17 protein-coding genes and 1 riboswitch are annotated in these 22,908 nt (G+C 28.9%); of the genes, 13 read left to right on the top strand and 4 right to left on the bottom strand.

All coding sequences use genetic code 11. The features are described 5' to 3' along the window. Nucleotides 1-41: 41 nt before the first annotated feature. Nucleotides 42-968: a DUF4097 family beta strand repeat-containing protein gene (locus PZA12_RS23265; protein WP_039770798.1), complete on the bottom strand. Its 927-nt coding sequence runs from the start codon at nucleotides 966-968 to the stop codon at nucleotides 42-44. Next, complete coding sequence (locus PZA12_RS23260) at nucleotides 965-1,960, bottom strand: HAAS domain-containing protein (protein WP_103698795.1); 996 nt, start codon at nucleotides 1,958-1,960, stop codon at nucleotides 965-967. Before PZA12_RS23260 ends, PZA12_RS23265 begins: the two co-directional genes overlap by 4 nt. A gap of 847 nt (nucleotides 1,961-2,807) precedes the next feature. On the opposite strand from PZA12_RS23260, the gene PZA12_RS23255 reads away from it, so the two are divergent. The 10 genes from PZA12_RS23255 to PZA12_RS23210 all read left to right on the top strand — a co-directional run bounded on the left by PZA12_RS23255 (nucleotide 2,808) and on the right by PZA12_RS23210 (nucleotide 15,822). Then, entirely contained in the window at nucleotides 2,808-3,482 is a 675-nt protein-coding gene (locus PZA12_RS23255; RefSeq protein ID WP_017212147.1) for a hydrolase, read from the top strand. Between the two features lie 178 nt (nucleotides 3,483-3,660). Then, a riboswitch (Lysine riboswitch) is annotated at nucleotides 3,661-3,831 on the top strand. A gap of 315 nt (nucleotides 3,832-4,146) precedes the next feature. Next, on the top strand, nucleotides 4,147-5,442 hold the full coding sequence (gene lysA, locus PZA12_RS23250; RefSeq protein ID WP_103698796.1) for a diaminopimelate decarboxylase: 1,296 nt from the start codon (nucleotides 4,147-4,149) through the stop codon (nucleotides 5,440-5,442). 265 nt (nucleotides 5,443-5,707) lie between these two features. Beyond that, on the top strand, nucleotides 5,708-6,292 hold the full coding sequence (gene lepB / locus PZA12_RS23245) for a signal peptidase I (RefSeq protein ID WP_103698797.1): 585 nt from the start codon (nucleotides 5,708-5,710) through the stop codon (nucleotides 6,290-6,292). Between the two features lie 207 nt (nucleotides 6,293-6,499). After that, nucleotides 6,500-7,042, top strand: coding sequence for a signal peptidase I (lepB, locus tag PZA12_RS23240; RefSeq protein WP_077867720.1), 543 nt, complete (start codon nucleotides 6,500-6,502; stop codon nucleotides 7,040-7,042). Nucleotides 7,043-7,249: 207 nt separating this feature from the next. Continuing rightward, nucleotides 7,250-7,474: a DUF3006 domain-containing protein gene (locus tag PZA12_RS23235; protein WP_065418510.1), complete on the top strand. Its 225-nt coding sequence runs from the start codon at nucleotides 7,250-7,252 to the stop codon at nucleotides 7,472-7,474. A gap of 209 nt (nucleotides 7,475-7,683) precedes the next feature. Further along, on the top strand, nucleotides 7,684-9,816 hold the full coding sequence (ftsH, locus tag PZA12_RS23230; protein WP_103698798.1) for an ATP-dependent zinc metalloprotease FtsH: 2,133 nt from the start codon (nucleotides 7,684-7,686) through the stop codon (nucleotides 9,814-9,816). Between the two features lie 356 nt (nucleotides 9,817-10,172). Further along, nucleotides 10,173-12,347, top strand: a complete 2,175-nt coding sequence (gene helD, locus PZA12_RS23225; RefSeq protein ID WP_077853720.1) for an RNA polymerase recycling motor HelD — start codon at nucleotides 10,173-10,175, stop codon at nucleotides 12,345-12,347. Between the two features lie 538 nt (nucleotides 12,348-12,885). Continuing rightward, entirely contained in the window at nucleotides 12,886-13,722 is an 837-nt protein-coding gene (locus PZA12_RS23220; protein WP_103698799.1) for an ABC transporter substrate-binding protein, read from the top strand. Nucleotides 13,723-14,453: 731 nt separating this feature from the next. After that, a complete protein-coding gene (locus PZA12_RS23215; RefSeq protein WP_077840295.1) occupies nucleotides 14,454-15,113 on the top strand; it encodes an amino acid ABC transporter permease in 660 nt (219 codons plus the stop codon). Next, the gene (locus PZA12_RS23210) at nucleotides 15,100-15,822 is read left to right on the top strand and encodes an amino acid ABC transporter ATP-binding protein (RefSeq protein ID WP_012060932.1); all 723 of its coding nucleotides are present in this window, start codon (nucleotides 15,100-15,102) and stop codon (nucleotides 15,820-15,822) included. Before PZA12_RS23215 ends, PZA12_RS23210 begins: the two co-directional genes overlap by 14 nt. Before the next feature lie 600 nt (nucleotides 15,823-16,422). Here the strand turns inward: PZA12_RS23210 and PZA12_RS23205 are convergent. Together PZA12_RS23205 and PZA12_RS23200 are read right to left on the bottom strand one after the other, a co-directional pair. Continuing rightward, entirely contained in the window at nucleotides 16,423-17,229 is an 807-nt protein-coding gene (locus PZA12_RS23205) for a DUF2628 domain-containing protein (RefSeq protein WP_103698800.1), read from the bottom strand. Nucleotides 17,230-17,481: 252 nt separating this feature from the next. Beyond that, complete coding sequence (locus PZA12_RS23200) at nucleotides 17,482-18,657, bottom strand: cation diffusion facilitator family transporter (protein ID WP_103698801.1); 1,176 nt, start codon at nucleotides 18,655-18,657, stop codon at nucleotides 17,482-17,484. Nucleotides 18,658-18,861: 204 nt separating this feature from the next. On the opposite strand from PZA12_RS23200, the gene dapA reads away from it, so the two are divergent. The 3 genes from dapA (at nucleotide 18,862) to PZA12_RS23185 (ending at nucleotide 22,666) form a co-directional block, all read left to right on the top strand. Next, nucleotides 18,862-19,746 (top strand): 4-hydroxy-tetrahydrodipicolinate synthase, encoded by an 885-nt coding sequence (gene dapA, locus PZA12_RS23195; protein ID WP_103698802.1) that lies wholly within the window; start codon nucleotides 18,862-18,864, stop codon nucleotides 19,744-19,746. A gap of 414 nt (nucleotides 19,747-20,160) precedes the next feature. Beyond that, nucleotides 20,161-21,231 (top strand): phage replisome organizer N-terminal domain-containing protein, encoded by a 1,071-nt coding sequence (locus PZA12_RS23190; RefSeq protein WP_206490861.1) that lies wholly within the window; start codon nucleotides 20,161-20,163, stop codon nucleotides 21,229-21,231. A 148-nt stretch (nucleotides 21,232-21,379) separates the two neighbouring features. Continuing rightward, on the top strand, nucleotides 21,380-22,666 hold the full coding sequence (locus tag PZA12_RS23185; RefSeq protein WP_103698803.1) for a M18 family aminopeptidase: 1,287 nt from the start codon (nucleotides 21,380-21,382) through the stop codon (nucleotides 22,664-22,666). Nucleotides 22,667-22,908: the final 242 nt, after the last annotated feature.

Raw genomic sequence — 22,908 nt, 5'->3', positions numbered from 1 at the left:
AATGAACAATTAGTATAAGATTGTCATTGTGCATTAAAATTTTACTTTATATTAAGATTTCCACTTTCAGTAGTAATATTTATAAGAGAACTTTCATCGCCGGAAGATAATTTATCGTTAGGAGAATTTAAGCTTCCAGATTTCGTTTCGTAGTTTATTTTATAGCCTGAGCCTTCTGGTATAGATAAGTGTATGGATCCAGAATGAGAGCTTAAAGACATATTGTTCAAGGAATTAATCATTCTCAAATTGATATCTCCAGATAAAGTATTTCCATTTATACTTCCTAAGTTACCATTTCCAATAATATCACCAGAAGAAGAAGATAGTTTGGTTTCAGTTGATGTTTCTATGTTATCAAAGGTTATATTTCCGTTGGAACTATTTAAGTCTAAATAATTTAAAAATGAATCTGAAAGAGCTATAGATCCACTAGTAGATGAAAGATTAAGTGTATTTAATGATAAGCTAGAAATATTTATATCGCCGCTGCTTGTGGTTATTTTTAAAGTGCTCTTATCTTTAAAATTATAAGGTATACTTACTGAAATACTTGCGTCACTTGGAGTATCATATCTAGCGTTAAAAGCTAATCTATTACCACTTTCAATTTCATACAAGTCATTAGAAATATTATTGTTGCTTTTGATTTGAACTTTTAAATCATCACCATCATAATCAACGACTTTAATATCTTGCGAGTTTAAGCTGAAGTCGATCTCGTTGACATTGTCATTTAGGACATAATCTTTAGACAGATATGAAGTATTAAAATCCAAGTTGAAATTGTTAAAATTCAAATTATGTTCAAAGGCACTGGGGCTTAGATGAAGTTCATCGGCGTAGTTAGAAAGTTTGTAGCCACTTTGAACTAGAGCAATGCATCCAGAAGTATAAAATGTAATGGATAGAAGTAATAGTATTAACATAAATATCTTCATATTAGAAGAAATGAATTTCTTTTTCATAGCGACGCCCCACCTTTAAACTTTAAGAACTTATATGTTTTAGCCAAAATTAATATGAGAAATTTGCAGAGATAGAAAAATATAATCATTAAAAGCAGTGATAATGAGATTGAACCGAAAGAAAATAGTACTATTACCGGGTATGGAAAATTCGAGACAAATGCCGGAATATTAGGTAGCGTAAAAAAGTTTGTAAAAGTTCCACCAATTAATACTCCAATACTAGCGATAAAAATACTTATTGCTATTCCCAAGAGTCCGATAAAGCAGCCAATAACACCAGTTATAACTGGAAAGAATATTACTAAAGATAAGATTACAATAAAAAATTTTAAGATAATATTTATATTGAAGTTAGAAATCTTATTTTTAGATTTATTATTAAAAATACTCATTATTTGACGCATATTAAAATTAAATTCTGAGATGAAGGAAATATGATTACTGCGTTTAAAGTTATTCTCATTATTGATATTATATTTTGATTCTTTTAATTCAGCACATTTATAATTGCTTTTTTGAATATCAAGTGATATATTTTCATTATGAAGGTCATAAAAACAATCATTTGAAGCATAAGAATTATTAGACTTAAAATCATTAAAGTTGGAATCAGTTTTTAAATCGTTCTTGTTTTCTGAATAGATATTACTGAACTTTTTATCAGTTTTAAAATTGTGACATGCATTGATATGTTTATTATCAGTGCTCATATCAGTGGCATCTATGTTAGAAATCTCGTCGCTAGTTTCAGTGCTCGCATTATTAGTTAAATTATCTAAGGTAATGGTAATATGCAAATGTTCATTTCTAAGTTTATTAACTATTAAATTAGGATCACCTAATTCCTTTGCTATATCGTCTTCTGTTCTTCCAATAGTTAATCTAGTTTTAAAGTAATTTTCATAATAAGAAATAATATCTTGCAGCTTTATTTCAGGAAAGTCTTTTAAACCATCCATTAAAATGTTGAAAAATTCATTTTGGGTCATTACAATAAATCTCCTTTTACCTAACTTCAGAATATATTTCCTGATTAAAAGTATATGATAGGAATGAAAAGATCACAAGATATTACTTTATACTTTAATGTTTTATTAAGGTGTTGTAACTTAGAAATTAACAAAGTATTAAGAAATTCTTAAGTATGCCCATAGTATTTTATTGGTAGTGCTATTATTATCCACATAAATATGATTAATTATAAAATCGAATTTTGTAATTATACGCGTCAACAAGAAGTTTTGTGAATAAACTTGTGGACAAACTTAAATGATATAAAATAAAACTAAGGCTTAGCCTTGTAAATATAAGGCTTGTTTATACTGTGGATAATAGTATAAAATCTGTGGATAACTTAATTGTCAAATATGATATTCAATTAGTTCTTTATGAATGTTTTAGAATTAATTATGGACTTGATTTCAATAAATATGGAGATAATTGATTATAGAGAGAGAAATTTGTAGAAAGTCTTTCCTAACAATTTTTCGTTGAGAAATTTAATGATATGTATTTATAAACAATATGCACATATTTGTGGATAAAAACTGTGGATATTGTGGATAAATAAAATTTAACTTTAAGAAATACGAGAAAGTAGTATAATATAAATAGTAATTAATGGAATTTAACATATTGTATGAAGATAAGTGATTTATTTTAAAAATATTATAATTATAAGTATATATGCGAAAGATAATTTTAATTTAGAAAATTTTTAATAGAGGTTTAATTTATAGGAAAGTATAACTATAAAGACAATAAAAGAAAAATGTATAACTAGAGAAATTTATTATAAAAATCTAACCGATAGTTAATGGGGAGGGGATAAAAATTATGACCAATAAAGATGTTAAATATATTCCTCAAATAAAGGGTACGCTTAGGAATCATGTAATTGAGGTTCCGGCAGTTATAAGAAATTGTGGTGGAATTAAAATTTTTGGGAAGAGAATAAAATCATTGCTATTTAGTACAGATGTAGCATTAATAAGAAATAGCAATGCTGATGCAATTATTGCGGTATATCCATTTACGCCACAGCCTGTAATAACACAGGCACTTGTTATGGCCGCTGATGTTCCGGTTTTTTGTGGCGTAGGCGGAGGAATAACACAAGGAAAAAGAGTTGTGAATTTAGCTATGGATGCAGAATTCAAAGGTGCTATGGGAGTTGTTGTAAATGCACCTACGAGTAATGAAATTGTTAATAAGATTAGGTCAACAATAGATATACCAGTAATAGTAACGGTCATTTCTGAAGATGAAGATATTGCTAAAAGGATTGAAGCTGGAGCTACAATACTTAATGTTTCAGGTGGAAGAAATACCGCTAATATAGTCAGAAATATCAGAAAGAGATTTCCAGAGTTTCCTATAATAGCAACTGGAGGACCAACTGAAGAGTCAATTAAAGAGACAATTCAAGCTGGAGCAAATGCTATAACTTTTACGCCACCAACATCAGCAAGTATTATGGGAGATCTTATGGATGAGTATAGGAAAGAATAAGAACTTAATAAGCTTGGGTTTTATACCATTAATTTAAAGTTAAAAAAGTATTGCTTTAAGTTTAATTTATGGTATCATATTTGTAACAGTTTAATAAAATGATATTGTGCAGATAATGATTTATAATGTCATTAATATTAAAATATTAATGAATTCTAATAATATAATATATAACATGACCTGGGGTAGAGGTGCTGCAATAAATAGTAGGTATGAGGAGTTGGCAAACGTTGATTTATACTAAAAGGTATTACAGCCGAAGAAAATAGATTATTATGCGATAATCTTTTTCTGGGTATTCATAGAATATGTGAATAACTGTCACGAAGAGTGTTGAGCTACAAGGTACTTTTTTCAGTTATAAATTAACAGTTTGAAAAGAATAATAATGATTTTGTTAGTATAGACGTTCAAATTCATTTATTAATCTTTTGCGAAGAATTGATAATTAATGAAAATATTGTGCATAAATTTAGCGTAAAGATCTACCACTCGTCACAGATATACTCTGTGGCGTTTGTTTTTTATTATAATTATTAGTTAATACAACAGCAATAATCCGGAGTTAATGCAAAAAACGGATATTTTTTATTGAAATTGGTGTTGTGATTTATTTTAATCAATGAAGCAATAGCTAATAAAATATAATTTGGGGGTTAATCAAATGAAGTTGTTTGGAACAATGAAAGTAGAAGACAATCAATTAATGATTGGAGGCATCAGTGCTAAAAATTTAGTGAGAGAATATGGGAGTCCGTTATATGTATTTGATGAAGATTTAATAAGAGAATACTGTAGGGATTATAGAAAATATTTCAAGTGCGAAGAGAATAATAATAGAGTAGCTTTTGCAGGAAAAGCATTTTTGACACTTCAAATGTGTAAATTATTGAAGGAAGAGAATATGTGTCTTGATGTTGTATCTGGGGGGGAATTATACACTGCATATAAGTCTGAATTTCCACTTGAAAAAGTTATGTTCCATGGAAATAATAAGACTCTATCTGAGATTGAACTTGGCGTAAGACTAGGTGTAGGTAATTTTGTAGTAGATAATTATTACGAAATAGACGCATTAAATGATATAGCTAAAGAATATAATAAGGTACAAAATGTTTATTTAAGAATAACACCAGGTATTGAAGCGCATACTCATGATTATATAAAGACTGGACAAATAGATTCAAAATTTGGCTTTGCTCCAGTTGGTACTGTAATAGAAGATGCTATTAAAAAAGCTATAAGTTTAGAGAATATAAATCTTGCAGGAATACATTGTCATATAGGTTCGCAAATATTTGACTTAGAGCCATATGAAGATGCTGTTGAAATAATGTTAGAACTTGTGAGAAATACAAAGGAAAACCTAGGTTACCTAATAAATGAAGTAGATTTTGGCGGAGGCTTTGGTATATACTATACTGAGGGAGACGAGCCAAGAAGTACTGAAGAATATTGCAGCACAATAATTAATAAAGTTGATGAAGTGTGTGGGAGAACAGGTCAAGAAAGGCCAATTCTTACAATAGAGCCAGGAAGAAGTATTGTAGCTAATGCAGGAACAACTTTATATACTGTAGGATCAGTCAAGGAAATTCCGAGTGTTAGAAAATATGTATCAGTAGACGGTGGAATGACTGATAATATAAGACCGGCTCTTTATAATGCAGAATATGAATGTATTCTTGCAAGTAGAGTTGAAGGAGATAGAGAAGAAACAGTTACAATATCAGGAAAGTGCTGTGAATCGGGAGATATATTATTAGAAAATATTAAAATTCCAGAAGTTAAAAGCGGAGATATTCTAGCAATAATGACTACAGGAGCATATGGTTATTCTATGTCAAGCAATTATAATAGAATACCAAAGCCAGCGGTTGTAATGGTTAAAGATAATAAAACAAGACTTATTTGCAAAAGAGAATCCTATGATGATCTATTAAAGAATGATGTTGAATAGATATAAGTATTTGAATATGTTTAAGTAAGAATTTAAATTATATAGATTTCCTAAAAGGATTATGCACTAATTTTTAAGATTGGTGCATATTTTTGTTATAAAATTAACATCTTATAAATATTTTAGATAGTAAAATATGTTATACTAATATAGCATATTAAAATATGCACATTAGAAAAAAGCGCGAAGCGCAACCAAGAATTTTTTAAGTGAAATGATTTATATAATTAAGGATTATGAAAAAATGGGGTATTAATGAAAAATTATGTGTAATATGGGACATGGAGGTAATATTGTGGCAGAAAATAACGAAGATGAAATTGTAGCAGATAAAAAAGAAAAAAAGAAGTCCATATTAAATGAATGGATAATTGATATTGCAGTTGTTCTTTGCATAGCGCTTCTTGTATGGAATTTTGTGGGATACGGTGTTTGGATTACAAGTGGATCTATGATTCCAACATTAGAAGTTAAAGATAGATTGATAGTAACTAGGGTGCATAATCCTAAAAATTTAAAAGAAGGAGATATTGTATTATTTAAAAATGACGAATTTAAGGGTGAGATTTTAATAAAAAGATTAATAGGACTTCCGGGAGATACAATAGAAATTAAAAATGGTGTTGTTTATAGAAACGGTCAGGAGCTCAAGGAAGACTATGTGAAAAATAACGAGATATATAATGGAGATTTCAAAGTACCAGACAATAAGTATTTCTTCTTAGGTGATAATAGAGCTAACTCAGATGATTCTAGGTATTGGAAAGATCCTTACGTTGATGAATCATATATAGAAGGAAAGGCTCAAATAAAGTATTATCCTATAAAAGATTTTGAGATATTAAAATAATATGAGTTAAATTTTTTACAAAGTGTGAATAATACTTAGTATGTGGTATAAGATAAACGAATCTTGCAAAAGGGAGAACATTTAATGAATGAAAATGATTATGTAATGGAATCAAAGGACATAGATTTAAATTGTTCTGATAACATCACTAATAGGTCAGATAACGATTTTCTAAAGAAAAAATTAGACAAAAAAAAGAATAAAGAATTGCTATCTAATAAAAATATTATAGGAAGTTTTTCGTTTGAAAGCACTTTCTTTAGAGAGTGGATAATTCCTATAATAGCAGCTATAGGAATGGCTTTTTTAATAAATAAATTTTTGATTTACACCGTATATATACCTAGTGAATCAATGGTTCCTACTTTAAATATTGGTGATAAATTAATAGTAACTAGAATTTATGACACTAGTAGGATTAATAGAGGAGATATAGCAGTATTCTATTCAAAGGAACTTGATGAGGTTCTTATAAAAAGAGTTATAGGTCTTCCGGGAGATCACATTGAAATACACAGCGGTACTGTTACTGTAAATGGATCAGATATTAAAGAAGATTATGTAAAAAATAATGAAAATTTTGATGGGGTTTTCGATGTGCCTGAAAATAAGTTTTTCTTTTTAGGAGATAATAGGAGCCGATCAAATGATGCAAGAAGATGGATTAATCCATATATAGATGCCTCAAATATAGAAGGAAGAGCTGTATTAAAATTCTATCCATTTAAAGATTTTGGAAGCTTAAATTAATAGTAAGACTTAAGAATATAATATGGTGCAAGATAGACTAGCAAGCTCACTTGTTATTTTTTAGTGATTACTAAGAGTTATTGGTGATATTTTCATAGATATACTGTATAATTTAGGTGATTAGAGGAAAACTTACTTGCGTTCGCTCTCTAAGTAAGCTATTCACTATTCTTGGAATTAATTTATACTGTGAAAAGAGGATGCTAAGTGAGTGAAAAGTATATAATAGATAGAGTAGAAGGAAATTATGTTATAATTGAAAAGGAAAATGGGGATATAGATAAAATATCTATTAGGAATGTTACAGGGGATTTTAAAGAAGGAGATATTTTAATTAATATAGATAATAAATATTTTAAAGTAGATAAAAAGTCCACAGAAATTCGCAAAAAACAAATAGATAATAAGATGAAAGATATGTGGGAAGAATGAGCTGATTTATGAATATTAATAAAATATAAATTTAAAATCAATTCAGATATAATTAAGTTTGATATTTAGCCTAACTTGTAACAAAGGTGAAAAGGTAAATGAAATGCTATATTGTCTGAAATTGTGTTACTTATATAGGAAATTGATGAATATAAAAGTAGTACAGTATTGGACATAATGATTAATAAATATAATGGGAAGGTGATTAGATGCAGAATAATAATAATGGTAATAAAAAGAATAACAAAAATAAGAATTCTTTTACTATAGCAATTACTTATTTTTTAATAGCTTTTGCATTTTTGATGGCGTTTAATTATGCAAGAGAAGAAGCTACAACAAAAGAGATTACTTATAACGAATTTCTAAGATTGCTTGATAATAAAGAGATCTCTAAAGTTACTATAACTACAGAAAACTTATTAATAACGCCAAGTGAAGATAATGAAGAGTACAAAGGAAAAACTTTGTATACAGCAAATGTAAAGGATGAAACATTAATAACTAAGCTTAATGCAGCTGGTATTGATTTTACAGGTAAAAATCCTAAAGAATCACCAATGATGAATATTCTCCTTACTTGGATATTGCCTATGGTTCTTATATTCTTCATGTGGAGATTTTTATTCTCTAAGATGGGCGGAGGCGGAGGCGGTGTCATGGGCATCGGTAAAAATAACGCTAAGGTCTACATGGAAAGTGAAATAAAAGTGACTTTTGATGATGTGGCAGGTCAGGAAGAAGCTAAAGAATCCTTAAAAGAAGTAATAGATTTCTTAAATGCGCCAGCTAAATATACTGAAATTGGAGCTAAATTACCTAAAGGTGTTTTACTTGTAGGACCTCCGGGAACAGGAAAGACTCTTATTGCAAAAGCAGTTGCAGGAGAAGCAAGAGTCCCATTTTTCTCGCTTTCAGGTTCAAGTTTTGTTGAAATGTTCGTTGGAGTTGGAGCATCAAGAGTAAGAGAATTATTCAAAGATGCAGTAGCTAAAGCTCCATGTATTATTTTTATAGATGAAATTGATGCAATTGGTAAGAGCAGAGATAATCAAATGCAAAGTAACGATGAAAGAGAACAAACTTTAAATCAATTACTTTCTGAAATGGATGGATTTGATTCATCTAAAGGTGTAGTTTTACTTGGAGCTACAAATAGACCAGAAATACTTGATAAGGCTCTTTTAAGACCAGGTAGATTTGATAGAAGAGTTATAGTTGATAGGCCAGACTTTAAAGGAAGAGAAGCTATACTTCATGTTCATGCAAAGAATGTAATGCTAGGACCTGATGTGGATTTAGCTGAAATAGCTAAGAGTACTCCAGGTGCTGTAGGGGCCGATCTTGCGAATATCATTAATGAAGGTGCTTTAAGAGCTGTAAGAAGAAGAAGAAAAACAGTTCTTCAAGAGGACTTAAGAGAAGCCGTTGAGGTTATAATTGCAGGTAAAGAAAAGAAAGATAGAATTCTATCACCTAAGGAAAGAGAAGTTGTTGCATTCCATGAAGTTGGGCATGCACTTGTTGCAGCGATGCTTAAAGGAGCAGATCCTGTACATAAAATAACAATAGTACCTAGAACTATGGGAGCATTAGGTTATACTATGCAATTACCAGAAGAAGAAAAATATTTGACATCTAGAGAAGAATTAATAAATCAAATTACTGTAATGCTTGGTGGTAGATCTGCTGAAGAGGAAGTATTTGATTTAGTTTCTACAGGAGCTTCAAATGATATAGAAAGAGCAACTCAACAAGCTAGAAGCATGGTTTCTATTTACGGAATGAGTGATAGATTTGATATGATGGCTCTAGAATCAGTGCAAAATAGATATTTAGATGGTAGAGCTGTTAGAAACTGTAGCGAAGAGACTTCGACTATTTTAGATGAAGAAACACTAAGAATAATAAAGCAGGCTCATGCAAATGCTAGACAAATTCTTAGAGATAATAGAGATTTATTAGATAAAATTTCAGAAGTACTTTTAGAGAAAGAAACAATATTTGGAGAAGAATTCTTTGATTTAGTCTATGAAAAATATCCTGAAATGAAGGAAGAAAAAGAAAAGGAAAAATCAGAGAACGAAAAGAGAGTAAAAGAGTTAGCAGAAAGAAGAGCTAAAAAGCATGCTTTAGATATTGTTATAGATGATAAGCCTGAAAATTCACAAAGAGATTTTCGAGATTTAGGTAGATCAGAATTAATAACAAGTAATCAAACATCTGTAATTATGGAAAGTGATGCTAAGGCAGAGGGCGCAGCTGAAAATATTAATGATGATAGATTTATATCTAAAGAAGAGGAATCTGATAAAAAGAATTCTGAAACTGATAATATTTAAAGAAACAAGTTGACATTAGTGGCAAGTTTCAAGTGATAAGTTAATGAAGAAAAGCCATCGGCTCTTCATAAAATAATATTTTAGAAATAGAGAACTATAAAAATGTAAATATAGTATTTAATGCACAGTGGAGGAATAAAACCTAAAAAGAGTTTTTAGCCATACATTGTGCATTTTATAGTTTAAATGTATAATTAACAATACAAAATTCATGGAATTTGTGTGAAAATATTGGCATAAGGGTATAATAATATTTCACAGGAAGAAATAAAAGATTAGTTATTGGTAGTTAATCGCCTTATATAATAATTCAAGGTGATGAATTAACTGCCTATTGATCTAAGGGGGTCACAATATTGAGCAAACAAGTAGATTTTATAAGAGAAGAGGAAAAGTTAAGTGAAATCTTAGAAATTCTAAATAAAGAAATTTTAAAGTATTTAGAAAAAAGAAAGAATGTCACAAACTATATCCTTGAGGCTAGAAAAAAATACGTTGAGGAATATAAAGATGATGAAGACCAGATTATAGATTATTTTGATCACGAAAATTATGTAAAGGAAGAAGCTTATAGAACAATTGACAAAAGGCTTATGGAATTTACAAAGCTTAAGGAAATACCTTATTTCGGAAAGGTTTCATTTAAAGAAGGAGAAGACATTCCAGAAGATATGTATGTGGGTAGATATGGATTGACGCTAGAAAATAGTTTTGAACCATTAATTGTTGATTGGAGAGCACCTATTGCATCACTTTTTTATAAAGGAACTCTTGGTAAATCAAGTTATAATCCACCTTCAGGAGAAGTAGAAGTAGACATATTATCGAGAAAGCAACTTGTAATTAAGAAAGGCCAGTTAAAGGGAGTATTTGATTCAGCAATAGATGTTAAAGATGAAATACTACAAATGGTTCTAACAGATAATTCATCAGATAAATTGAAAGATATAGTAATGACTATTCAAAAGGAACAAGATGAGATCATAAGAGAGGATAGAAATAAAATAGTCGTTGTAAATGGGGTTGCTGGTTCTGGAAAGACAACTATCGCACTTCATAGAATATCATACTTACTATACAATTTTAGAAAACAATTTGGAGATAAGGTACTAATCTTTGGACCTAATGATGTTTTTATGGATTATATAGCTCAAGTATTGCCTTCACTTGGAGAAAGTAATATTAAGCAAACAACCTTTGAAAATTTTGCGAAGAAAGAAATTAATTTAAAATATGAAAATATAAAGAGCTTCGGTAGCTATATTGAAGATGCTATGAATGGAAAAGAAGATACTTTAGAAGAATATAGATATAAGAGTTCCAAGGCATTTGTTGATTTATTAAATTCTAATTTAGAAATTTTAAATAAGGAATATTTTAAGATACAACCAATTCGATTTATGAAAGAAGAGATTGTTACAACTAAAGAGATAGAGGAGCTGTTTACAAATTATTATAAGGATATGCCTTTGTTTAGAAGAAGTGAGAAAATAAAAAGAATACTAATATCTAAAATAAAAGATAAGAGAGATGAAGAAGTTTATAAGATAAATGCTGAGTTTAAAGAAAAAATTAGCAGCTTATCAGAGAAGGAACTTGAAATAGAAAAAAATAATCTAGAATATTTAAAAAGAATTAAGATAAGAGAAATTGTAAGAGCGGTTATGAAATCTCGTGATGAACTAGATACTTGGATTAAGTACGAACCAGTAATAGATATTTATAAGAGAATTATTAATTTAGATAATGATAAAGACTATATTAATGAATTAGATAATCTTAATAAAGAAGCTTTAAATGAAAATAAAGAAAGACTAAGTTATATGGATTTATCTGGAATACTGTATTTAATGATTAAGTTAAAAGGGATAAAAGTAAAAAATGAGATAAAGCATATTGTAATTGATGAAGCACAAGATTATAGTTTCATTCAATTTGAAATAATTAAAGAAATGACAGGGTGTAAGAGCTATACAATTGTTGGTGATTCAAATCAGAGATTAATAACAACTAGCGAAGAACCTGCAATGCTTCACCTTGATGATGTATTTAAAGATCTTAATGTGGAAATTACAAAGTATGAGCTAAATAAGAGTTACAGATCAACTCAAGAGATAATGGAATATTCAAATAAATTCTTGGATAAAGATAAGATTGTTCCTTTGGTTAGAAAAGGAGAAGCTGTCATTGAAGAAGAAGTTTCTAATAATGAGGAATTTGTTGATACAATAATATCATTAATTGAAGATTATGAAGAAGAGGGATACGAGAATATTGCAGTAATTTTTAAGGATAAAAATGAATTGAATAAATTCTCTCATGTTATTAAAGAAAAGATAAATATTCAAAGTTTAGATAATGATGATATTATGTATAAGGGTGGAAAAGTACTTCTACCAGCTTATTTGGCAAAAGGATTAGAATTTGATGGAGTTATAATAGTAGAAAGTGAAGAGATCGAACCGTTAGTTAAATATATAATGTGTACCAGGGCGTTGCACAGGTTATCTGCAGTTAAGTATTTAATATAATTATATTATAAAAACCTAACTTTCAGGGCTTACTATCTTAAGCCATAAGGCTATATAAAGCAAATAATTTTATATAGAATGAGTTATTCTATCTGGAACTTATATACTAAACTAGATAGCAATTTTAAATAATAAGTAGGCGGCACCGATAATATGATATTTATGATGGTGCCGCTTTTATTATGTGAATAATTTTTCATAAAGTATGCAAAGTGAAAAATTATAATATAAATTTAATGAGAATAAAATTTCATAATTTTTTGTGAATTTTAAATTATGGAAATACTAAATAAAATTTTTTTATAATTTTAAAATGGTTAAAAAACGCTTAAAGCAAGCTTATAAGCCTTATAATACTAATAAATATAACTATTTCCAATACATAAAATACATATTTAAATATATAATAAGTAATGAGGATAAATTTAATTTTAATGAATAATAATTAAACTTTTTATCATATTTCTATTGAGTAAATATAAAAAAGTGTGTATAATTATGCTATCGTTAGTAGAGAAAAGTTTTGGAGGTATTAATAATGAAAGTTGGTATAGTAAAAAAATTAGTTGCTATTGCAGCAGCATCGGTTATTGCAATAGGTATGGTAGGCTGTGGAAACAGCACTAAAGGAAACAAAGAAAACACAAGCAGTAATGCTTCTGCATTACAGGCAATAAAATCAAAAGGTAAGCTTGTAATAGGAACAAGTGCAGATTATCCACCATATGAATTCCATAAAGAAATAGATGGAAAAGATCAAATAGTTGGATTTGATATTGAAATTGCAAAAGAAATGGCAAAAGATTTAGGAGTAGAACTTGAAATAAAAGATATGGCTTTTGATGGATTGCTAGTAGCACTTCAATCAGATAAAATAGATATGGTATTTGCAGGTATGACTCCAACAGACGAAAGAAAACAAAATGCAGATTTCTCAGACATATATTATAATGCAACACATAGATTTGTACTTAGATCAGGTGATGAATCTGGAATAACTAAAATTGAAGATTTAAAAGGAAAGAAAATCGGAGTACAAAAAGGCTCAATACAAGAAGGTATAGCAAAGGATAACTTCGATGCAGCAAATATTAAGTCATTGGACAAAGTTACTGATTTAATGTTAGATTTAAAGAACAATAAAGTTGATGCGGTTTTAGCTGAACAGCCAGTTGCAAAAATAAATGTTGAAAAGAACGAAGGTATCGCAATTGCAGATAAATTAGAGGTTACAGATCCAAACGGCGGATCCGCTGTAGCTATGAAAAAAGGTTCAACTGATTTATTAGAGCAAGTTAATAAGACAATAAAGAGATTAAAAGATGAAGATAAGATAAACCAATTTGTAGTAGATGTAAATAAATTAGTAGACTAATATTGTTTGACACTAAGAAATACTATAGAAAATAACGAGTTAGAGATGTAGTATATATTTTGTTATTGACAAGGTGAATTTAGATAATGCGATTTATTCCTTCATGAAAATTATTTAAAATCACTTTGTACCCCTTGTGGGTATGAGTTTAACTGAAATCAGGTGATAAAGAGAGTTTCATCTGAAAAGTGTTACCTTGTACTAAGTAATGAAAGTTTTAGCATATAGAAACTATGGGGTAATAGATACCAGTATAGTGGGATGCAAAATATATTTACATCATAGCTTGTTATTTTTTTGAGTATTAGATATATATGTTACAATTCACAATGTACATTTCACAATTCACAATTACGGTTAAAATTCTTGTAATATTTTTAGAATTATGATGAAGGATTATTTTTGCAATATATATATTTAAAATTATTTTTATATTGGAAATTAACAACAGTTGAAAATTATCGGATAATGTCTTATAATTAAAAATTAGTGATTATTTTATTATATGTGTATTATTAAGTGAAACTTGATTCAGATTGGGGGAGTCCTTAGCTGGATATTAGTTGAACTTATATAGGGTCGTGTCACTGTTATCTATCACTTAAGCAGGGAACCTAAATCTATGATTTAGTGTGAATCGCTTACTCATCTGACTTTAGGAAGAGGAGTTTCATATATTGTGAGAGTATTACAGTGGGTAGACATCAGATAAAGAACTAGGAGGGAAAATATTGAATTTTACATTTTTAGGAAAATACTCTGAATATTATTTAAAAGGTGCAGAAATTACTATTGTATTAGCATTTTTTGCAGTGCTATTTGGTACAATCTTAGGTCTTGCATTAACTCTTTTAAGGCGTTCAAAATTTAAACCAATAAGTTATATAGCAACAGCTTATGTAGAATTTGTAAGAGGTACTCCACTTCTAGTTCAAATCTATATAATCTATATAGGGTTACCTAAACTTATAGGAATAGATATGCCTGATATGACTGTTGGATCAATAGCTTTAGCATTAAACTCAGCAGCATATATATCTGAAATAATAAGAGCTGGAATCGAAGCAGTGGACAAAGGTCAAATGGAAGCAGCTAGAAGCTTAGGAATGAATCAAGGATTAGCAATGGTTCATGTTATAATCCCACAAGCATTTAAGAATATATTACCTGCTCTTGGAAATGAATTTATTTCTGTAATAAAAGAATCATCAATGGTTTCTGTTATAGGTGTTGCAGAACTTATGTACAATGCAAGTATTGTAAGAGGAAATACAGCTTTAGGATTAGAACCAATAATTGTAGCAGCAGTAGTTTACTTTGTTTTAACTTTCACTTTGACAAGATGTTTAGGTTATGTTGAAAGGAGGATGAAAGCAAGTGATATACGTTAAAGATTTACATAAAAGCTTTGGAAAAAATAAGGTGTTAAAAGGAATAGATGAGCATATCAGCAAAGGTGAAGTTGTAGTTGTAATTGGACCTTCTGGATCAGGAAAAAGTACATTTTTAAGATGTCTTAACTTATTGGAAACTCCTACATCTGGACAAATCACTTTTGAAGATAAGGATATAACATCAAAGGCAACTAATATAGATAAGATGAGAGAAAAAATGGGGATGGTATTCCAACAATTTAATTTATTTCCTCATAAAACAGTATGCGAAAATATATGCCTAGCTCCTATTAAAGTAAAAGGAATCTCTAAAGATGAAGCTAAAAATATAGCAGAAAACTTATTAAATAAGGTTGGTTTGATAGATAAAATAAATGCTTACCCATCATCATTATCAGGTGGACAAAAGCAAAGAATTGCAATAGCTAGAGCTTTAGCTATGCAGCCAGATGTTATGTTATTCGATGAACCAACATCTGCTTTAGACCCTGAAATGGTTGGAGAAGTTCTAAATGTTATGAAAGATCTTGCAAAGGAAGGTATGACAATGGTAGTTGTTACACACGAAATGGGATTTGCAAGAGAAGTTGGAGATAGAATATTGTTTATGGATGAAGGAAAAATATTAGAATCTGGAACTCCAGAGGAAGTATTTAAGAATCCTAAGAACCCACGTACAATAGACTTTTTATCTAAAGTTTTATAATTAACTATACAACAAGGCGTTCACCATAACAACTATTTTTATTAGTTATTATGGTGAACGCCTAAAATTTTAATATAGATAAACCAATTATAATCCATACTTATGCGTATAGCTCGCCGAAATGAATAATATACTTTTGTTCCAGTTTCCGGGTAATTCCGATGGGGGATTCTAAGGCTATAAAGTTGCACCCAAAGTGCTAGCCTCAAAGAACAAGCGCTCACAGGGAAAGTTCGAAGAACGAAATATAAAATGCCCACAGGGAAAGTTCTGCTTACCAAATGTAAAATTTGGAGCATCACTTTTTGATTCTCACTTTTTGAACTAGCTCATTTGGAACAACTTATAGCCAAAGAATCACATCCATCAAAATTACCAATGAAACATTCCACAAAAGTATATTACTCATTTCTAGTTGGAGGATATTTCATAGTCTAAGTATAGTTTATGATTGTATTATCTATATAGATACCTAATTAAGAGTTGGAATTCACCGAAACTATAAGAATTGTTACTTCGAAAAATTTATTAAAATTATCTGAAAATTATACGTATCAGGTTGTATTAACTTTAAAGTATTTAAACTTTTAGTTTAATAAGCTAAAAGTAGTACGAAGGAGAAGAAAATTTATGTGGTGTAATCCTAGTTGCAAGCAACATGCCAAGTGAAATTACTATAAACATGATATGGAGAGCTAATACAATTAATGGTACGGCTAAACTAACTCCGCCTTTTTTACGTAATTTATTTATATATTGAGTATTGCTGAGATTTTGGATATTGATAACATTCATTTTGAAGTTTTTAATCTTACGTTCACAATTATTAAGATAAATAAAATTTGCATATAAAGCTAATGTAATTCTTATGAGAAGTAGCAAAAATAAGTGTATTCCTTTTGGAAAAATTGCTGAAGATACTAAGGTTAAGATTATCAAAGCAGCTCCTGGAACATAAAGCTTTCTGTATAATAACCAATAGTAACCGAAGAAAAAACAGGGCCAGTTCCAAGATAAGAATTTATGTTTGTCGTTATATTTATTGAGGTGGTTAATATAGAAATTGCTATTATTTCCAATAAAAATAGCTAATTCGTCTCGAGAAATATTGTTGCTTTTGTTGTAAGGAATAGAATATATATTTTTAAATCTGTTTGCATTCTGATTATTATCATAGTTATTTCTATTGTGATGGACTTTGTTTTGATTAAAGTTATCATTAGATTTGGAGTTATTTTCAACATGATCTACTTTAATATCAGCATTAACTCTACTATCTAAGTTATTTTCAATATTATCTATATTAGTTTTTTCATTATTTTTAATGGTAGTACCGAAGTAAGAACATATAGGATTTATACATACATTATTTATTCCTAGTTCTTCTGAACAATGTGGACATTTCAAAATTATATCCTCCTTTTAATAGCACTTAATAATAAAAGAATATCACAAATTTATCCAATTAACAATGAGAAGGACAGCAAATAGGACAAGGCAAAAAGGAATAATAAATTGAAAAATTCAAATAGGGTTTTAACTTTATTTATGCTTATAATTTTAAGAATAAAAATATGTCCTAAATGGCCAACAGCTATAAAAAAGTGCAGCCGTTATTTCAAACTAGAAGTTTCTTGGTTTGAAATAACGGCTGTATTTCTATGTGTAGTGTTTGTCTATAGTAATGACACAGTTATAAGAAGGATGATATTTCTTTACTCCTTCAGATATTATATTTATAAGTTCAGTATCAGTTATAGAAAGTTTTTTTGATGGTTCAATAACAACGTCAAAAATTAAGTTCTTAATATCACCTTCACCGACTACTCTAAAATCATGTATTGACTCTATATAATCATATTTTTCAATTATGGATAAAATTTCATCATAAGCTTCTTTGACTTCGCCTTCAATAATGCAGATAGGATCGATGTGGATAACTAAGTAAATCTTAAGTGCTTTTGAAATTTCTCTTTCAGCTTTATCAATCACTTCGTGAATATCTACAACGTTAATATTTCCAGGAATTTCAGCATGAATGGATGCCATACATTTACCAGGGCCATAATTGTGAACTATTAAATCATGTGAGCCGAGGATGTTATCGTAAGACAAAACCATTCTTTCTATGGATTCAACAAGTTCTGGATCTGGCGCTTCCCCCAAAAGTGGATTTATAGTATCTTTAACTAAATTGAAACCGGCATAAACAATGAATAATGCAACAAACATTCCTATATATCCATCTATAGGAAAGGAAGTGAATTTTGAAGCTAAAAATGAAATAGCAACACAAGTGGTAGTAAATACATCGCCTAAGGCATCTGCAGAAGAAGCTTTTAATGCAGAGGAATTAATTTTTTCACCAACAAATTTATTAAATCTAGACAGCCAAATCTTAAAAAATATTGATACTATAAGTAAAATAAATGAAACTAATTCAAAAATAACTGGTGATGGATTAACTATTCTTTCAAATGAAGATTTTATAAATTGTAGACCAACTACCATTACCATGAACGCAACAATTAGCGCTGAAAGATATTCTATTCGTCCATGACCAAATGGGTGTTCTCTGTCAGCTGGCTTATTTGAAAGTTTAAAACCTAAAATAGTAATTAAAGAGGATGCTGCATCAGAAAGGTTATTAAAAGCATCAGCCATAATAGCTATACTAGAAACTATTAGTCCAACAGAAAGCTTTATTATAAATAAAATGATATTTACGATTATACCAATTATGCCTCCAAGCATACCATAAGAATTTCTCACTTTATCATCTTTAACATTAGAATTATCTTTAATAAATTTATTAACTATAAGTTCAAAAAGCATAATATACACTCCAATCATAAAAAATTACCAATAGACATTATATCTATTATATTAAATATTTTTAGTTAATCAAGTATTTTTTCAAGAAATTAAGCAATTCAACACTAATAAATATACAATCTATAATTTAAATATATTCTAAGTTTATAGTAGCACTTTACTGTGTTATAATTTATATAGAAAATATTCGAGGGGGCAATTTTTATGAAGGATATTATATTTACTGGTGCAGCAGTTGCAATTGTTACACCTTTTACAGAAGATGGAATTAATTTCTCTGAATTAAAAAAATTAATTGATTTTAATATAGAGAATGGTACAGATGCAATTGTAATTGCAGGAACTACAGGTGAGTCTTCAACTATGACTGATGAAGAACACAGAGAAGTTATTAGATTTACAGTAGAATATGTAAATAAGAGAGTACCAGTTATTGCGGGCACAGGATCTAACGATACAGTTTATGCTGTTCAACTATCAAAATACGCTGAAAGTGTTGGTGCAGATGCACTTTTATTAGTAACACCATATTACAATAAAACTACTCAAACTGGATTAATAAAACATTACAATTATATTGCGGATAGAGTTAATATCCCAATAATTCTATATAATGTACCATCAAGAACAGGAGTTAATATAACACCTGAAACATATGCAGAATTAGCTAAGCATCCACGTATAGTTGCAACAAAAGAAGCTAGTGGAGATCTTTCAGCGATTGCAAAGATAAAAGCGCTATGCAAAGATGAACTTAATATATATTCTGGAAATGATGATCAAATAGTTCCGATCTTATCACTTGGGGGAAAAGGCGTTATTTCAGTCTTTTCAAATATTATGCCAAAAGAGTCTCATGAAATTTGTAGTTTATATTTTGAAGGAAAAGTAGAAGAAAGCTGTAAGCTTCAAACAAAATATTTAGATCTTATTAATACGTTATTTATAGAAGTAAACCCAATCCCAGTAAAGACTGCATTAGGAATTATGGGATATAATGTAGGACCACTTAGAATGCCATTATTCCCAATGGAAGGCAAGAATCTAGAAAAATTACGTGAAGAACTTGCTAAAAATAATCTTATATAAGTTTTAGTATGTATTTTAAGTATAGATAAATAATATGTAATTTAGATTTATAAAATAATTCACATAAATAAGCAATACATTAATGAACGCTTGGATGTTATAAATTCTGGCGTTCATTTTCGTTTTTTGCAAAGAAATTATAAAAAGTTAAATCTATAGATAACTTCTGAAAACGTCAGAAATATATATTTTGCGAGGCAGATGCGTAGGAATTTTTTGGCTCACGATTACCTACCATTTTGCTGTGTCAAAGTATTTTATGTATTAGATCTAAATTAAAATTTAGATGTATTTTACTCATGGTATAAAATGATTTCTAGAAAAAATATAAAAAATTTAGAGAAATTATGTAACTGTTCATTTTTATACATATATTCCATATAGAAGATTAATTTAAATGGGAGTGTGTTAAAAATGAAAGAAAGAAAATCTGTTAAATTACGAGTTGATATGTATGATGATACTAAATCTAAAATAATAGATACAATGGATGAAAGGGACCTTGTTCAGTATATTTGGATTAGACTTATTGTTTTAGCTGGGAAGGTAAACTTAGAAGGAGAATTATTTTTGTCTAGAAATATTCCATACACAATGGAAACCCTTGCTATAGAATTTAATAGAGATATTGAACGAGTAAAATTAGCTATGAAAGTTTTAATTGATTTAGAAATGATTGAGTTTAGTGAAGATAAAATCTATAAAGTAAAAAACTTTGCTAAGCATCAAAATATTAAAATAAATAAGAATACTGAAATCAAGAATAATGTAGTAAAAGAAAATGATTCTAGTCACAAAAGAGATGAGTCTAAAATTAAAGATAGAGAAAATCTAATAGGTGTTGATTCAAAAAGTAGTGGATATAAAAGTATTGATCATATTGTTAGAAATAAAACTGCTAAAATCGAAGATAAGAGTATTATGATTGCTAATAAAGAGATAAATGAAAAAAATAATGATGATAATAATATTAACAATTATAATAAATATAATGAAAATTCTAATAGGATGGATTCTGAATTTGTGAATAAAGGTAATACAGAAAATGAAAGCTTTGCAAATAGTAATAAAAAGAATAGTAATAGTAATACTATAAGTGCTGAAAGAACTCAGAATAATGATACTATAAATGCTAGTACAGATTCTACTAATAATAAAGATAACAATGAAAACATAGAATGTATAGATAATACTAGAAATGCAGATGTGATAGCTAGTAATAATATTTGCACCAACAACAATGCTAATATGAATATCAGCTTAGAAACTCAAAAAGGTTCCTGCGAAAGTAATGTAACTAATGCAAAGTCAAGTATACCAATTTCTGTGCAGAAGAAGAACAATAAGAGCAAAAGAAAGTCTAGGAATAAAAATGATATTAACGAGATAAATTTAAGTGACGATGATGAAGAAATAGTTGAACTTTGTTCAGGAGATGTGACGCTTGGAAAAGATGAAAAAGTAGTTATGGCATTTACTATGTAGGTATTATCTAATATAAAATTTTCTAGATAATCACACATATAAAATATGCATTATTTTCTAAAAAGGTATATAATATTAAAAGTGAATTTAATATTGTTTAATGTTTTACGAGAAAAATTTAATTTATGTAGGGAGAGATAATAACTATATGAATAATGCGCAAGAATTATTAGATTTTATAAATAAGGGTAAGACGGCTTTTCAAAGTACTTATGAAATTAAAAATATCTTAGATAAGCAAGGTTATACAGAAATTAAAGAAGAAGATAAATGGGAGTTAAAAAAAGGTGGTAAACACTATATTATAAAAAATAACTCTGCATTAATTGCCTTTGAAATAGGAAATGGTGACATTGAAAAAGATGGGTTCAGATTAATAGGAGCACATACTGATTCACCTGGATTTAGAATAAAGCCAAATCCAGAAATGAAAGTTGAAGGACATTATGTTAAATTAAATACTGAAGTATATGGAGGTCCAATACTAAGTACTTGGTTTGATAGACCTTTAAGCATAGCAGGAAGAGTAACTTTAAAGGGAGAAAATCCATTCAGTCCAAGAGTTGAATTATTGGATGTAAATAAGCCAGTTTTAATTATTCCTAACTTAGCAATACATATGAATAGAAGCGTGAATGAAGGTTATGAATATAATAAGCAAAAAGATACTTTACCAATGCTTACAATAGTTGAAGATAAGTTAGAAAAGGATAACTATTTAATTAATTTAATAGCAGAAACTTTAAAGGTAGATTCTAGCGATATATTAGATTTCGATTTGTTTTTATATGAGTATGCAGAAGGTATGCTAATTGGATTAAATGATGAGTTTATATCATGTGGAAGACTAGATGATTTATGGATGGTATTTGCAGGATTAAAAGCTTTAATAAGCAGCAATGAAATTAAAGCAACGAAGGTATTAGTAGCTTTAGATAATGAGGAAATAGGAAGCTTGACATCTCAAGGTGCAAATTCATCAATTTTAGAAAATATTTTAGAGAGAATAACTTTAGGTCTTGAAAAAGATAGAGAAAGTTTCAAGAGAGCATTAAGCAATTCAATCATGATTTCAGCAGACTTAGCTCATGCAATACATCCAAACTATGTTGAAAAATGTGATCCTACAAATAAGCCTATGCTTGGAAAGGGACCTGTACTTAAAATTGCAGCAGGTGGAAGTTATTCAACTGATAGTTATGCAAGTGCTGTCTTCAAAGGAATCTGTGAAAAAGCTGAAGTTCCATGCCAAGTATTTGTAAATAGATCGGATTTAAGAGGGGGAACAACTATTGGACCTATTACTGCATCAAAATTAAATATACCAGTAATAGATATGGGTGCTCCACTATTAAGTATGCATTCAATAAGAGAATTAGCGACTGTAAAGGATAATGAATATACAATAAAAGCATTTACTGAGTTTTTCAAATAATAGATCTTAATAGTAATTAATAATGGGAAATGTCTAAGCATCTATTAAAGTGCAGATTTCTTAATAACCTGTTAATTTTAAAGCATCAGCTAATATCTAATGAACGTTAATAAATAGCCATTCTAAGGTTGTCTACATGGCAACTTTAGATGGCTATTTTTTTATAGATTATGAATATAAGAATACTTTTTATAATTTTGGTAAAAATATCTCCGTTGGGTAATTGTTATTAATGTTAGGTA

Source organism: Clostridium beijerinckii, assembly GCF_036699995.1.
In the GTDB taxonomy this organism is placed as follows: domain Bacteria; phylum Bacillota; class Clostridia; order Clostridiales; family Clostridiaceae; genus Clostridium; species Clostridium helianthi.
This window is presented reverse-complemented; position numbering and strand designations above follow the sequence as displayed.

What these genes read in the sequence shown, in the direction of transcription:
- PZA12_RS23265 (WP_039770798.1), bottom strand. Translation starts at nt 968, where the DNA reads ATGAAAAAGAAATTCATTTCTTCTAATATGAAGATATTTATGTTAATA.
- PZA12_RS23260 (WP_103698795.1), bottom strand. Translation starts at nt 1,960, where the DNA reads ATGACCCAAAATGAATTTTTCAACATTTTAATGGATGGTTTAAAAGAC.
- PZA12_RS23255 (WP_017212147.1), top strand. Translation starts at nt 2,808, where the DNA reads ATGACCAATAAAGATGTTAAATATATTCCTCAAATAAAGGGTACGCTT.
- lysA (WP_103698796.1), top strand. Translation starts at nt 4,147, where the DNA reads ATGAAGTTGTTTGGAACAATGAAAGTAGAAGACAATCAATTAATGATT.
- lepB (WP_103698797.1), top strand. Translation starts at nt 5,708, where the DNA reads ATGTGTAATATGGGACATGGAGGTAATATTGTGGCAGAAAATAACGAA.
- ftsH (WP_103698798.1), top strand. Translation starts at nt 7,684, where the DNA reads ATGCAGAATAATAATAATGGTAATAAAAAGAATAACAAAAATAAGAAT.
- PZA12_RS23220 (WP_103698799.1), top strand. Translation starts at nt 12,886, where the DNA reads ATGAAAGTTGGTATAGTAAAAAAATTAGTTGCTATTGCAGCAGCATCG.
- PZA12_RS23200 (WP_103698801.1), bottom strand. Translation starts at nt 18,657, where the DNA reads ATGCTTTTTGAACTTATAGTTAATAAATTTATTAAAGATAATTCTAAT.
- dapA (WP_103698802.1), top strand. Translation starts at nt 18,862, where the DNA reads ATGAAGGATATTATATTTACTGGTGCAGCAGTTGCAATTGTTACACCT.
- PZA12_RS23190 (WP_206490861.1), top strand. Translation starts at nt 20,161, where the DNA reads ATGAAAGAAAGAAAATCTGTTAAATTACGAGTTGATATGTATGATGAT.
- PZA12_RS23185 (WP_103698803.1), top strand. Translation starts at nt 21,380, where the DNA reads ATGAATAATGCGCAAGAATTATTAGATTTTATAAATAAGGGTAAGACG.